This window comes from Ralstonia sp. 1138 (assembly GCF_040544795.1).
Lineage (GTDB): Bacteria > Pseudomonadota > Gammaproteobacteria > Burkholderiales > Burkholderiaceae > Ralstonia > Ralstonia flatus.
Window position 1 is genome coordinate 1,026,782 of record NZ_JBEPKQ010000002.1, and the last position, 12,890, is coordinate 1,039,671.

Here is a 12,890-nt window from a genome sequence, read left to right on the forward strand (position 1 = left end):
GCGAGCGTCATCATGCACAAGTCGACCACCCCCTACGTCATGCCATCGCGCGAACGCCTTGATGAGGCCGCACGCAGGCTGGAGGCGGGCGAGCTGGTCGCCTTCCCGACCGAGACCGTGTACGGACTCGGCGCCGATGCCGAAAGCCCACAGGCCATCGCCAAGATCTATGCGGCCAAGGGCCGGCCGTCCAATCACCCCGTCATCGTGCACGTGGTGGATGGCGCCGATATTTCGTATTGGACCGACGAGGTGCCGGGCATCGCGTTGCAGCTCATCGAAGCCTTCTGGCCGGGGCCGCTGACGCTGATCCTGAAGCGTGCGCCGCACATCCCGGCCGCCGTGGCAGGCGGGCAAGACAGCATCGGGCTGCGTTGCCCCTCGCATCCGGTGGCGCAGGCGTTGCTGTCGCGCTTCAAGCGTGGGCGCGGCGGCATTGCGGCGCCGTCGGCCAACAAGTTCGGCCAGGTCAGCCCGACCACCGCGCAGCATGTGCGCGATGAATTCGGCGATGCCGTCTTCGTGCTCGAAGGTGATGGCGTCGATGTGGGCATTGAATCGACCATCATCGATCTGTCGCGGCTGGATCAGGGCATTGGCCCCGTGCTGCTGCGCCCGGGCGCCATCACGCCTGAAGACATCGAGCGCGTGACAGGCGAATTGCCGGCGCTTCCTGATGCCGCTGCACCGCGTGCTTCGGGCACGTTGAAGGCGCACTACGCGCCGCGCACGCCGTTGTATCTGCTGTCGGCCGCCGAGGTGCCTGCGCGCCTCGCTGCACTGCCCGCGGACAAGCGCGTCGTGTGGCTCGGTGCCCCCGTGGCACTGCGTGACGGCTGCGACCAGCGCGTCGCCCCTTCCACACCCGCCGCCTATGCCAATGCGCTCTATGCGCTGTTGCGCGAACTCGATCGCGGCGGTTACGACGCCATCTGGGTGGAAACCCTAGCCGACACGCCCGCCTGGGCTGCGGTCAACGATCGCCTGCGTCGCGCGGCCGCCGCGTTCACCGCGTAGTTCGAGTCGGACCTCTAATTCTTACGGGCCGCGCGTTCGCCGTGCGCCCGGCAACCTCGCTACACTTGGGCGTTGTGTCGTTCCGCGTGCTTCAAACGCGCACGGCGAGGTTACGCACCGCGGCACCACAAACCATAAAAATTCCACACGGAGACAGACATCATGAAGTTGCGTCAATGGATGGGCGTCGTCGCATCGGCGACCCTGGCCTTGAGCCTCGCCGCTTGCGGCGGCGGTGAAAGCGATCAGAGCGGCAACCCCAACGTCGCCAAAGTGCAGCGCATGGTGGTGTTCGGTGACAGCCTGAGCGACGCTGGTACCTACACCCCGGCAGCGGCTGCCGTGGGCGGCGGCAAGTTCACCACCAACCCCGGCCCGGTCTGGGCGGAAACGGTGGCGGCGCAACTCGGTGTGGCGCTCACACCGGCCGTGATGGGTTATGCCAACTCGGTGCAGAGCTGCCCGAAACCCGGTTGCTTCGACTACGCGCAAGGCGGTTCGCGTGTGACCGACCCGAACGGTATCGGTCACAACGGTGGCGCCGGGGCGCTCACGTACCCGGTCAAGCAGCAGCTCGCCAACTTCTACGCGGCCAGCAACAACACGTTCAATGGCAACAACGACGTGGTGTTCGTCTTTGGCGGCAACAACGACATCTTCTACTGGGCTGCCGCCGTTGCGACACCCAATTCGGGAGTGACGCCCGCCATCGCCACCGCACAGGTGCAGCAGGCCGCGACTGAGCTGGTCGGTTACGTCAAGGACATGATCAGCAAGAACGCGACGCAGCTCTACGTGTTCAACCTGCCCGACAGCAGCCTGACGCCGCAAGGCGTGGCGGGCGGTGCGGCAGGCCAGGCGTTGCTGCATGCGCTGGTGGGCGCGTTCAACACCACGCTGCAGGCTGGGCTTGCCGGTACCGGTGCTCGCGTGATCGATTTCAATTCGCAATTGACGGCCGTGATTCAGAACGGTGCGACGTTCGGTTTCAGCAATACCAGCGTGCCGGCTTGCGATGCGACCAAGATCAACACGCTCGTCCCGGGTGCAGGCGGCAGCTCGCTGTTCTGCTCTGCCAACACGCTGGTGACTGCAGGTGCAGACACGACTTACCTGTTCGCCGACGGCGTGCACCCCACCACCGGCGGCCATCGTCTGATCTCCAGCAACGTGCTGCAACGCCTGCTGGCCGACGGCGTCACCCACTGATCGAGCACCACCGAGCAAAACGCCCGCGCGAAGCGGGCGTTTTTGTTATGGCGAGGCGCAAAAAAAAAGCCGCGCCAAGCAGCGCGGCCGATCGACGGGACTACATATTCTTGGGAGGGGGCTGGCGAAAACTGGATCGCCCCATCATAGCCAAGCTGCCTCGCCCGGAGGTTAAGAGCGCTTCATATGGCCGCGCTGGCGAGTTGCTGTACGGCAAATCCATAGACCGCATCGATGTCGTTCAAATCCAGCACGGCCACGCCTTCCGGGGGGTGTACGGCATCGGGGCCATCGGTTGCGACAGCGACAACGCCCCCAATCTCCGGCCACAGCGGCGGGCGGCCAAGCGAAGGGCGGAAGACCTCGATTTTCGGAAAGGTACTGCGCTTGTAGCCTTCAACGATGACGAGGTCGGTGGCCGGTGACAGCAGCGCGAGCACGTCGTCGAGTTCAGGTTCCAGCGCGTTGGCGTATTCGCGCATCAGCACGAGTCGTTCACCGCCCACAAGCACGACTTCGGCGCTGCCGGCTTCTCGCATGCGGTGCGAATCCTTGCCCGGTGAATCGAGATCGAAGCCGTGATGCGTGTGCTTGATGGCGGCTACGCGGCGCCCGTCGCGCACAAAACGCGAGATGAGCTGCTCGATGAGCGTGGTCTTGCCGCTGCCCGACGTGCCGGTGATGCCAAGCAATGCCTTGCGTGAAATCATCGCTGTGCGCCCTGGTAAATCCATTGCAGCAGTGCATCGTGTGCGGCCTGGCCGCCGCTGGCGTTCGGATGGTTGATCATGCTGACCACCACGAAGCGCTGGCCCCCTTCGCCTTCGACATACCCGGCGATGGCGCGCACGTCGTTGAGCGTGCCGGTCTTGATCTCGGCGTTGCCGGCAACGCCTGCACGCGTGAGGCGGTTGCGCATGGTGCCGTCCACGCCCACAACGGGCAGCGCATCGCGCAGCACGCCGCCGTTCGGGTTGGCGTCAGCCTGCTGCAGCAGGCGCCCCATGTTGCGTGCGCTGATGCGCTCAACACGCGACAGGCCGGAACCGTTTTCCAGCACCAGCTCCGGCATCGTCAGGTTCTGTTTGGCGAGCCAGCGGTTGATGACCTCGGTGGACTGCCGCACCGATGCCGGCTTGCGGCCGATTTCCGCGCCGATGGTCAGGAAGAGCTGCCGCGCCATCACGTTGTTCGAATACTTGTCGATGTCGTGCACGACTTCCGACAGCGGCGGGCCGTAGTGCGTGGCCAGCAGAACGGCTTGACGCGGCACCTTGCCTTCGCGCAGGCCCGGCGTGAAACGCGTCGTGCCACCGGCCTGCTGCCACAGCGCGAGGAAGCCGCCCCAGATGAAGTCGGCATGCGTGAGCGCGGCGATATTGAAAACGCGTTCGCCGCACGCGGCGGCATAGCGGCCATCGAAACTGGCGAGCACGCGTCCGTCGGTCTGCGTGGAGATGTTGGCGCCGGAGGCGGTCTTCCAGTCGCCGCAGCCGCCGCGCGTGGTGCGCAGCTGGTTGTCGATCTGCAATTGCGCCAGCGGTGGAGAGACATCGATGTTGACCGCGCCATTGCCGGCATCCGGCGACAGCGTGAACGTCAGTGTCTTGAAGGAATACAGCAGCGCGTCGGGCGCAACGTTGTAGGCGCGTGCGCTGTCACCGTCCAGCGGCGGCGCTTCCGATAGACCGCCCTCGAAGTAGGTGCGATCCAGCACGATGTTGCCGGCCAGTTCATCCACGCCGGCGCGGCGCACGTCGGTGACCAGCTTGACGAGTTCTTCGGGAATCAGCTTCGGATCGCCCTGGCCACGCAGGTACAGGTTGCCGTTGAGCGTGCCGTTGACGGGAGCGCTGTCGGCATAGGCGGTGGTCTTCCAGCGAAAATCCGGGCCGAGCAGGTCCAGCCCCGCGAAGGTGGTCAGCAGTTTCATGGTCGACGCCGGGTTCATTCCGGCGTCGGCATTCCATTGCAGGATGGGCGTGGCGGTGCCGGTGCGGATCACGAACACGCTCACCGCATCCAGCGGGATATGCGCGCGCGCAAAGGCCAGTGCCACGTTGGCAGGCAACCCGGCAGGGTTGTGCGCCGCCTGGCGTGCCTGCGCGGCGCTTGCGCGCGGGGCCGCGTTGGCCTTGGCTTTCTTGGCATGCGCCAGCGGCGATACCGCAATGGCGAGAAGCACCGCGCAGGCAAGCGCACTGCGCGACAGGTTGAGCAAACGGGTCGGACGAATTCGGGCCATCGGCGGGGGGCAGAGTGGGGCGCACACGCGTGCGCCAAGTGCAGACGCAGGCATGTTAACGCAGCGACCCCACACTTCGGCCGACAAGCAATGGGGCGTTCACCGCCCAATTCTTTGCGAATCCCGCAGGTGTGACGGCTCAGTCATTGGCGCCGACGCGTTTGCGCATGTCGGCCGTCACCGATTGGCGCGTGCCGGCATAGTCGGCCCACGGGTCGCCCTTGAGCTTGGCGAGCCGATCCGGCAGCGTACGCAGCGTCCACTGGGCAGACGACTGCAGCCCCTCGAGTTCGTCATGCCGGATCGGCACCGACACCGGCAACCCCGTCCGCGCGCGCACCGAATAGGCGGCCACCGTGCTCGCGCCGCAGTTGTTGCGCAGGTAGTCGATGAAGATTTTGCCCACGCGGTTCTGCGGGCCCATCTTGGCGACAAAGCGGTCGGGGAAGGTCGCGGCCATGTGCTGCACCACGGCCTGCGCGAAGGTTTTGAGCGTGTCCCAGCCGGAAGCCTCGCGGCGCGTGAGCGGCACCACCACGTGCATGCCGTGTCCGCCGCTGGTTTTCAGGAAGGCCTTCAAGCCAAGTTCATCGAGCATGGCCAGCATGAGCTGCGTGGCCTCGATCACGCGCGCGAAAGGCAGCGCCGGGTCCGGGTCGATGTCGAAGACGATGCGGTCAGGCTGTTCGATGCGATCGGCCAGCGCATTCCACGTGTGGAACTCCACCGTGCCCATCTGCACTGCGCCGACCAGCGCCTCCGCCGAATTGATCGCCAGCAGCGACGGATGCCCCGGATCAAGCGATGGGTCCAGTTGCGTGATGCCCTGCAGCTTGAGCGCCGCGGAATGTTTTTGAAAGAAGCGCTCGCCGTCGATGCCATCGGGCGCGCGCACCAGCGACGTCGGCCGGTTGTGCAGATGCGGCAGCATCCACTCGGCCACGCTCGCGTAATAGCGTGCGAGGTCAGCCTTGGTGGTGCCGCTGGCTTTCTCGATCACGCGATCCGGATGCGTGACGTCCACATCGGCGATGCGTTCGGCACCGGGGCGCACCTTGCGTTCGGCAGCATTCACGGCGCGGGTCTCCTTGCGAGCGGCAGCGCTGGGCGGCTTGGCTTGTTCACGCACGATGTTGCGCGCAGGTTTGTCGTCGCGCAAACCTTGGAAGACGGCTTGCCGCACGATGCCTTCGCGCGTCCATTCGGCAAAGGCGATTTCGGCCACGCGTTCCGGCTTGACCCATTGCACGTCGCGCGCGTCGCTGCCGGTAGGCGGGTTCGCAAAGGGCGGCGTGTCGACGGTCAGCCCCGTCAATTCGTGATGCAAAGCGTGCAGGCTTGTCTCGTTGAAGCCGGTGCCGACGCGCCCCGCATAGCGCAGCTTTCCCGCGTCGTCATACACGCCGAGCAGCAGCGCGCCGAAGCCGCTGCGACTGCCCTTGGGTGCGCTGTAACCGCCGATGACGAACTCCTGCCGCTGCCCGCATTTGAGCTTGATCCACGCGGGGCTGCGGCCGGCGCGGTACGGCGCATCGGCGCGCTTGCCGATCACGCCTTCGAGCGACATGCTGCACGCGGAAGACAGCAGGTCTTCGGGCGCCGCGTTGAACGTGCCTGAGAACAGCACCGCCTCGCGGTCGAGATCGCCCGGGGCCGCCTGCAGAATGCGTTGCAGCAGCGCCCGCCGCTCGCGCAACGGCACACCGCGCAAGTCCATGCCGTTGCAGAACGGGATGTCGAACAGGTAGTAGGCAATGTGCTCGGCATGCGCGGTTTCGAAGGCGTTCTGCAGCGCCTGGAAGTCGGGCACGCCGCGCTCGCCCATCACCACGACTTCGCCGTCGAGCCACGCCTCGCGCAGGCCCAGCGCCTGCAGCGTGCGCGCCTGACGGGGCAGCTTGGCCGTCCAGTCGCGGCCGTTGCGGCTGAACAGGCGCACGGTGTTGCCGTCGATGCGCGCAAGGATGCGGTAGCCGTCGAATTTCACTTCGTAATCCCACTCGCCTTGTGCAGGCGGCCCATCGACCAGCGTGGCGAGTTGGGGTTCCAGCGTCCTGGGCAACGTGGCGGGCACGGCGCCGGCGGGCGGTTGGACTTGCGCCGGTTCGGAGCGCTCCGTCTTGCCATCATCGGGCTTCGCCTTTCCTTTGGCCTTGGGTTTCACGCCGACGTTCTCGCCGGTGATCACGCTCGCGGGCAAGGCCTGCGTCACGTCGTAGTCGCTGGATGGCCGGACTTGATCGTCGCGCTCCTTGATCAGCAGCCACTGTTCTTTCGGATGCCGGCCGGTGCCATGCAGGTGCGTGCGCACCAGCGCCCACGCGCCGTGCAGCTTCTCGCCGTCGAGATCGAACTTGAGCTTGCCCTCCCGGTACGCCTTGCGCGGATCGCCATGCGGATGCCACGTGCCGCGGTCCCACACGATCACGTCGCCACCGCCGTATTGGCCTTCGGGGATGTGGCCTTCGAAATCGGCGTAGTCCAGCGGGTGGTCTTCAACATGCACGGCGAGGCGCTTGTCGGCGGGGTCCAGGCTCGGGCCCTTGGGGACGGCCCAACTCTTGAGTGTGCCGTCAAGCTCGAGCCGGAAGTCGTAATGCAGCCGCGTGGCGTCGTGCTTCTGGATCACGAAATGCAGCGCGCCGTTGTCACGCCGCTCGTCGGCTTTGCGGCGCGCGCCGGCGGGTTCCTGTGTCTGCGTGAAATCGCGCTTGCGGCGGTAGTCGGCGAGATGGCGTGGCATGGCGTCGGCTCCGTCGTGTCATGCGCGCTTGCGTGTGGCGGTCTTGCGCGCGGTTTTGGCGGCGGCCTTGCGCGGTGCACGCTTGCGGGGGGCAGGTTCGTCTTCCGCTTCGTCGTTTGACGCGGCTTTACCCTTGCCGCGCTTGGCAAGGCTCTGGCGCAGCAGGTCGGTCAGATCGATCACGTTCCCGGAGCGCGGTGCGGCGGTTTCGGCTTCCATCGGCTCGACGGACTCCGTGCGGCCTTCGCGCACCTTGCGATCGACTAGCGTGAGAATGTCGTCGCGGAAGGTGTCGTGATACTCGGCGGGGTCCCACTTGCCGCTCATGTCGTCGATCAGCTTTTCGGCCATGTCGATTTCCTTGGCCGTGAGCTTGGCCGCCTTGGCGCCTTCTTCCGGCAAGTCGAGTTCGGACCAGTCGCGCACTTCGTTGGACCAGCGCAGCGTATGCAGCACGAGCACCGGCCCCATCGGGATCAGCGCAGCCAGATGCTGCTTGGTGTGCAGCACGACGTTGGCGACACCGATCTTCTGCGAGCGCGTCAACGCCTCGCGCAGCAGCGCATAGACCTTTTCCCCGCGCCGGTCGGGCGCAAGAAAGTACGGCGTATCGAGATAGAGGAACGGAATCTCCGCCGCATCCACGAAGGTCAGCAAATCGACGGTTTGCGTCGAGACCGGGTTGGCGGCGCGGATGTCCTCGTCGGTGAGGATCACGTAGCGGTCTTTCTCGTAGGCATAGCCGCGCACGATCTGCTCGCGCGGCACCTCTTTGCCGGTGGTCTTGTTGATGCGCTTGTAGCCGACGCGGTCCATGGTGCGACGGTCGAGCCAGTCGAAATCGAGGTCGTCGCTGCGGGTGGCCGGATACAGCGCAACGGGAATATGGACGAGGCCGAAGCTCACGGCGCCCTTCCAGATCACGCGGGGCATGGCAGGTCTCCCGATGCGGTGGATTCGAGCGTGGTGACGCAAGCCGCATACCTGCGTGGCGCGGGGCGGCGTCATACGTTCATCAGCAGAGCGCGGTAGCATGAGACCTTTGCGGCGTGACCCGTTCGCGCTGCGCGTTTTTCCCAGCTGTCCTTCATGTCTTCCGAATACGTCCAATCTGCCGGCGCGCTGCGGCCCCGCCGGCTTCCCCTGTCGGCCCGCGCGGCGACGATGGCTCTCTTTTTCGCCAACGGTGCAACGTTTGCGACGTGGGGCATTCACATTCCGACGGTGAAAGCGCGCTTCGGGCTGTCCGAGGCGTCGCTGTCGTTGGCGATGTTCATGGTGGCGGCCGGCGCCATCGTCGCGATGAAGTTCGCGGGTCAGTGGGCCGCGCGCGTCGGCACGCGCCGCGCGAGCGTGCAGGGCGGCGTGGCATTTGGCGTGATGACCGCGCTCATCATGCTGATGCCGACCTACCCGGCACTGCTGGCGGTACTGCTGCTGTTCGGCATCACCAACGCCGGCTTCGATGTCGCCATGAATGCGCAAGCGGCCACGGTCGAGGCCAATCATCACAAGCCGATCATTTCCTCGCTGCACGGCATGTTCAGCCTGGGCGGCATGGTGGGTGCGGCCGTCGGTGGCGTGCTGCTGGAACTGGGCGTGCCGCCGGCCGTGCATTGCGGCGGCATGGCGCTCGTCACCATGGCGGCAGCGCTGTGTGCCGGGCCGTTCATGCTGCCGGACCACGTGCATGCTGAAGGCGAATCCGCACATCCGACCACGGGCCGCACACTGTTCGTGCTGGGCGTGCTGGCGTTCTTCGGGCTGGTCGGCGAAGGCGCGATGTACGACTGGACGACCGTGTACATGCGCGAGATCGCGCAATCGCCCGAAGCCGTTGCCAGCGCGGGATACGCAGCGTTTTCGGGCGGGATGGCGCTGGCGCGTTTCGGCGGCGACTTTGCACGCGGGCGCTGGGGCAACATGCGTGTGCTCGGCGCCAGTGGCGTGCTGGCCACGGGCGGGATCCTGCTTGCGCTGTTGTGGCCCGCGCCGATGGCTGTCCTGACAGGCTTTGCGCTGATGGGTGTGGGCGCCGCCAACATGGTGCCGATCTTCTTCATTACCGCGTCGCGCTTGCCGGGGGTGCCGGCCGCCGAAGGCATTGCCGCCGTGGCGCGCTTTGCCTACGTGGGCCTGCTGATCGGTCCGGTCATCATCGGCTTGATCGCGCATCGCTCAGACCTGCGCTGGGGCCTGTCGGTGGTGGCGCTCACCATGGCGTTGATTGCGGTGGCGGGGCCTCGGGCGATCCGCCCGCCGGAACGTCGCTGATTACCCCGCGCTGCAGCAGGCGTCTGCCCAAAAAATATGCAGTTCCTGTGCGTTGACTTTCCTGTGCGCTTGCCATAGCGTACGACGAGGAGAGGGGGTTTCCCGGCGTCGGCGCCAATGTGCCAGTTGCGCACGGCATCGGGATGCGTTCAAAACGAGGCTGCACCATTTGATTTGATCAGCCCAAACGACCCATAGGAAAGGAGCTTCAGATGCCGTACAAACGTCTTACCCTCGTGGCAGCGGTCGCTGTCGTAGCCGCCGTCGGCACCGCGGCCTACGCGCAGACCGACCAAAAGAAGTTCGACCCCTATAGCCAAGGCGCAAAAGTCGGCGACAAGTTTGATCCGTACCAACAGGGTGCGAAGGCCGGCGACAAGTTCGATCCGTATTCGCAAGGCGCCAACAAGAACGACAGCACTGCCAGCGCGCTCAACCCGGGCGCCCAGCCTGCCAATGTGGAGAAGGGCAAGTACGACACGTACACCCAGGGCGCCAAGGCCGGCGAGAAGTTCGATCCGTATAGCCAGGGTGCCAAGGCTGGCGGCAAGTTCGACCCGTACAGCGAGGGCGCCAACAAGAAGGACGCGCCCAAGCAGTAAGCCCGTGCCGATCGGGTTCATGAAGACGCTGATGCATCGCCCGATGCATCGGCGTTTTTCTTTGTGGAACGCCGCCGCTGTGGCGGCGTTTGCGCTGGCGCTACCCGCGCATGCGGCGGGGCTGTGCTCCGCGCCGTGGGTGCATGACGGCAGCCGCGTGCGCCTGGACGGCAACGGCAAGACGCCGATGATCGTCGAGTTCACGCTGCACGATGTCAATCGCGACATGCAGGACGGCTGCGAGATTGGCCTACACATCTACGCCAAATCCGGCCTCGTGGCGCTGGGTGGCCGCCCCATCGAGACGGTCCAGGAGCACCAGCTGCTGGTGGACGAAGCCGGCGTGGTCACGCGCATTGTCAGCATCAATGGCCGCGTATTTGCGCAAAGCGAACATGCCGATCTGGTCGGCACCGTCAGCACCGCCATCTCGGGCATGTTCCTGTATGGGGCGGGCCTGGCGCCCGAAGCGCAGATGCTGCCGGGCGACACGTACGAATCCAGTTTCGATTTCGATGTGGTGTCGCCGCGGCTTGGCATTTCGGTCGGGCGCATGCGGGCCGAGCGCGCCAAGGTGGAGGTGTCGGAGCGCGAGGTCGGACCGCCGCAGCCGATGAACACCGTGGTCGGCCAGTTGCAGTGCCGACCGATCCGCTACACGCGCACGGCGCGCCTGGGGGTGCTGCGGCTGGGCAATGAAACGCTCGAGCCCGATCCCACCGTGGCGCACATCACCGACTGGTATTGCCCCGAAGCGGCCGTCGTGATGCGCCAGGAGGTTGAGCAGCACGGCCAGACGCAGGTGATCGACGTGGTCGAACTCAAGCGCTAGGCGTCGCCCCGGCAGGGCCCAAGTCTTCGGTGCTGCCATCAAACCGGTACACACGTGCCACGTTGAACGGCGCTTCCGGCGCAGCCTGCGAAAACAATGCGATGTGGTCGATGGGCATGGCGGCGGGCAGCACCACGCGCGTGGCCTCCAGCGCCCGATAGCAGGCGAGCTGCTCGGCAGCGTCGAGCCGGCCCGTCAGCGTGATGTGGAACGTGAACGTGCCAAACACATATGGATAGCCCCAACGCTGCAGATGACGCTCCTGCGCATCGGACAGGCCGACGCGCCGGCGTCGCGCGAGTTCTGCAGGCGGTGGCGGCGCGCGGAAGCCGTCGAATTCGCTGACGCATGCATCGGCGAATGCATGCAGCGTGTCGCGGGCAGGATCACCATGACGCAGCCGCCAGGCCAGGAAGCCGCGCAGTGTCTGCAGGGCCGGCTCGATCGTGAAGGCGTGCTGCTGCAGTGCAAAACGGCGTAGCGCGGTGTCGAGTTCATCGACCGTGCGATCGCTTGCCAGACGGAACGGCGGTTTGATCGTAGCGTGCAGGCCGTACTGGCGCGGCGCTTCAGTCCAGCGGTCGAGCGTGGCAAGGTCGATGCCGGCTTCGCGCACAAACGCCTCGCGTTGATCTGCGGAGATGGCGGTGTTGGTGCGCGCGCAGCGGCCAAGCCAGCGTGTGCCGAGCCCGTACCAAGGCTCGGGCGGCAGCAGGTACAGCGCGTATCGCCAGGCGGCCGGTATCGACTGCGGCGAGGGTGCCGGCGCCTGCTCCATGGCGCGGCTCAGCCGATCAGCGGCAGCTGTGCGGCGGCATGGCGCAGCCGTCCGCCCACCACGGCCGCCACCACGCGCGGCAGGCCTGGGCGGCGATCATCCACTACGATGGCGTCGGCGCGCAGGCCGGTCGCGAGCGTGCCACGATCCGCCAGGCCCGCGGCTTCGGCGGGGTTGGCTGCGACTAGCGCCCAGGCCTCGTGCAGTGGCACCACGCCGCGCTCGGCCAGCTTGAACGGCGCTGCCAGCAGCGCCGGGTAGTAATAGTCCGAAGCCAGCACGGTACCCAGCCCCGCCGCCACCATGGCCGCCGCATTCGGTGCGCCGTTGTGGCTGCCGCCGCGCACTACGTTGGGCGCCCCGAAGACGGTATGTCCGCCATGGGCGCGCGCTGCCCGCGCAACCTCCTCGGTCAACGGAAACTCCGTGACGGTGCAGCCGTGCGCGTGGAAGGTGTTGCGCGTGGCGATGTCGGGCTCATCGTGTGAAGCCATGCAGATGCCGCGTTGCTGCGCCGCACGCGCGAGCGTGCCGGTCACCTCGGCGAGCTTCGCCGCGTTGGCTGCGGCGGCATTCAAACGCGCGAGGAATGTGTCGATGTCGCACTCGGCGCGATCGGCGTATTGTGCGAGCTTGCGCGCGTCGCCCAGCTTGTTGCGCATCCCCGGCAGGTGATCGTTGAACGACAGGAAATGCACGCGGCCGGCGTCCATCCAGGCCAGCGCATCGGCAACGCCGTTGGCGTGGTGCAGTTCGAAGCGCAGGTGCATCAGGTGCTGCGCGCCGAGGTGCGGGCGCATCGCGTCGAGGGTGTCCAACATGCGCACCGCATAGGCGCGGCCGCGCAGGCCGCCTTCCCACGAATACGTCACGCCATGGAATTCGGTGGTGATGCCGTTGGCAAGCAATTGGCCGTCAACATCGGCCAGGGCGGTTTCGTAGGGAAAGGCCACACCGGGGCGCGGCATGACGGCGCGTTCGAAGGCATCACCGTGCAGGTCGACGATGCCGGGCAGGACGAGCAGGTCGCCGCAGTCGATCATGCCGGGCGTCGGGTTGGCGTCACACGCGGCGATCTGCCCGTCGCGAAATTGCACGGCAGCCTCCGCCACGCCCCCGGGTAAAAGGGTGCGTCGCGAAATCAGGCCAGCCACGTGGCCGACGGAAGACGAAAACGATTGCATAAGGCC

11 protein-coding genes are annotated in these 12,890 nt (G+C 66.3%); 5 read left to right on the top strand and 6 right to left on the bottom strand.

All coding sequences use genetic code 11. From position 1 onward, the window contains the following. Positions 1 to 12 precede the first annotated feature (12 nt). Together ABIC76_RS12555 and ABIC76_RS12560 are read left to right on the top strand one after the other, a co-directional pair. A complete protein-coding gene (locus tag ABIC76_RS12555) occupies positions 13 to 1,017 on the top strand; it encodes an L-threonylcarbamoyladenylate synthase (protein ID WP_354534156.1) in 1,005 nt (334 codons plus the stop codon). A gap of 162 nt (positions 1,018 to 1,179) precedes the next feature. Next, positions 1,180 to 2,226 carry an SGNH/GDSL hydrolase family protein gene (locus ABIC76_RS12560; RefSeq protein ID WP_102064590.1) on the top strand — a complete coding sequence of 349 codons (1,047 nt, stop codon included), beginning with the start codon at positions 1,180 to 1,182 and terminating at the stop codon, positions 2,224 to 2,226. A gap of 182 nt (positions 2,227 to 2,408) precedes the next feature. Here the strand turns inward: ABIC76_RS12560 and mobB are convergent, their stop codons facing one another. The 4 genes from mobB to ku all read right to left on the bottom strand — a co-directional run bounded on the left by mobB (position 2,409) and on the right by ku (position 8,147). Next, positions 2,409 to 2,936: a molybdopterin-guanine dinucleotide biosynthesis protein B gene (gene mobB / locus ABIC76_RS12565; protein WP_354534157.1), complete on the bottom strand. Its 528-nt coding sequence runs from the start codon at positions 2,934 to 2,936 to the stop codon at positions 2,409 to 2,411. Further along, positions 2,933 to 4,471, bottom strand: coding sequence for a D-alanyl-D-alanine carboxypeptidase/D-alanyl-D-alanine endopeptidase (gene dacB / locus ABIC76_RS12570; protein ID WP_102064592.1), 1,539 nt, complete (start codon positions 4,469 to 4,471; stop codon positions 2,933 to 2,935). Before dacB ends, mobB begins: the two co-directional genes overlap by 4 nt. A gap of 139 nt (positions 4,472 to 4,610) precedes the next feature. Further along, entirely contained in the window at positions 4,611 to 7,214 is a 2,604-nt protein-coding gene (gene ligD, locus ABIC76_RS12575; protein ID WP_354534158.1) for a DNA ligase D, read from the bottom strand. An 18-nt stretch (positions 7,215 to 7,232) separates the two neighbouring features. Then, positions 7,233 to 8,147, bottom strand: coding sequence for a non-homologous end joining protein Ku (gene ku / locus ABIC76_RS12580; RefSeq protein ID WP_343549865.1), 915 nt, complete (start codon positions 8,145 to 8,147; stop codon positions 7,233 to 7,235). A gap of 156 nt (positions 8,148 to 8,303) precedes the next feature. On the opposite strand from ku, the gene ABIC76_RS12585 reads away from it, so the two are divergent. The 3 genes from ABIC76_RS12585 (at position 8,304) to ABIC76_RS12595 (ending at position 10,922) form a co-directional block, all read left to right on the top strand. Next, positions 8,304 to 9,488 carry an MFS transporter gene (locus tag ABIC76_RS12585; protein ID WP_354534159.1) on the top strand — a complete coding sequence of 395 codons (1,185 nt, stop codon included), beginning with the start codon at positions 8,304 to 8,306 and terminating at the stop codon, positions 9,486 to 9,488. A gap of 212 nt (positions 9,489 to 9,700) precedes the next feature. Continuing rightward, on the top strand, positions 9,701 to 10,090 hold the full coding sequence (locus ABIC76_RS12590) for a hypothetical protein (protein WP_102064596.1): 390 nt from the start codon (positions 9,701 to 9,703) through the stop codon (positions 10,088 to 10,090). Between the two features lie 19 nt (positions 10,091 to 10,109). Next, complete coding sequence (locus ABIC76_RS12595; RefSeq protein ID WP_102065134.1) at positions 10,110 to 10,922, top strand: hypothetical protein; 813 nt, start codon at positions 10,110 to 10,112, stop codon at positions 10,920 to 10,922. On the opposite strand, the gene ABIC76_RS12600 is transcribed toward ABIC76_RS12595, so the two are convergent. Together ABIC76_RS12600 and ABIC76_RS12605 are read right to left on the bottom strand one after the other, a co-directional pair. Further along, positions 10,912 to 11,700 (bottom strand): DUF1045 domain-containing protein, encoded by a 789-nt coding sequence (locus ABIC76_RS12600; RefSeq protein WP_354534160.1) that lies wholly within the window; start codon positions 11,698 to 11,700, stop codon positions 10,912 to 10,914. The genes ABIC76_RS12595 and ABIC76_RS12600 overlap by 11 nt on opposite strands. An 8-nt stretch (positions 11,701 to 11,708) precedes the next feature. Then, on the bottom strand, positions 11,709 to 12,884 hold the full coding sequence (locus ABIC76_RS12605) for an alpha-D-ribose 1-methylphosphonate 5-triphosphate diphosphatase (RefSeq protein WP_102064598.1): 1,176 nt from the start codon (positions 12,882 to 12,884) through the stop codon (positions 11,709 to 11,711). Positions 12,885 to 12,890: the final 6 nt, after the last annotated feature.

Bases quoted from the DNA above. Each gene is read 5' to 3' on its own strand.
- ABIC76_RS12595 (WP_102065134.1), top strand. From the start codon at position 10,110: ATGAAGACGCTGATGCATCGCCCGATGCATCGGCGTTTTTCTTTGTGG.
- ABIC76_RS12560 (WP_102064590.1), top strand. From the start codon at position 1,180: ATGAAGTTGCGTCAATGGATGGGCGTCGTCGCATCGGCGACCCTGGCC.
- ABIC76_RS12585 (WP_354534159.1), top strand. From the start codon at position 8,304: ATGTCTTCCGAATACGTCCAATCTGCCGGCGCGCTGCGGCCCCGCCGG.
- ABIC76_RS12555 (WP_354534156.1), top strand. From the start codon at position 13: ATGCACAAGTCGACCACCCCCTACGTCATGCCATCGCGCGAACGCCTT.
- ku (WP_343549865.1), bottom strand. From the start codon at position 8,147: ATGCCCCGCGTGATCTGGAAGGGCGCCGTGAGCTTCGGCCTCGTCCAT.
- ABIC76_RS12605 (WP_102064598.1), bottom strand. From the start codon at position 12,884: ATGCAATCGTTTTCGTCTTCCGTCGGCCACGTGGCTGGCCTGATTTCG.
- ABIC76_RS12590 (WP_102064596.1), top strand. From the start codon at position 9,701: ATGCCGTACAAACGTCTTACCCTCGTGGCAGCGGTCGCTGTCGTAGCC.
- ABIC76_RS12600 (WP_354534160.1), bottom strand. From the start codon at position 11,700: ATGGAGCAGGCGCCGGCACCCTCGCCGCAGTCGATACCGGCCGCCTGG.
- ligD (WP_354534158.1), bottom strand. From the start codon at position 7,214: ATGCCACGCCATCTCGCCGACTACCGCCGCAAGCGCGATTTCACGCAG.
- mobB (WP_354534157.1), bottom strand. From the start codon at position 2,936: ATGATTTCACGCAAGGCATTGCTTGGCATCACCGGCACGTCGGGCAGC.
- dacB (WP_102064592.1), bottom strand. From the start codon at position 4,471: ATGGCCCGAATTCGTCCGACCCGTTTGCTCAACCTGTCGCGCAGTGCG.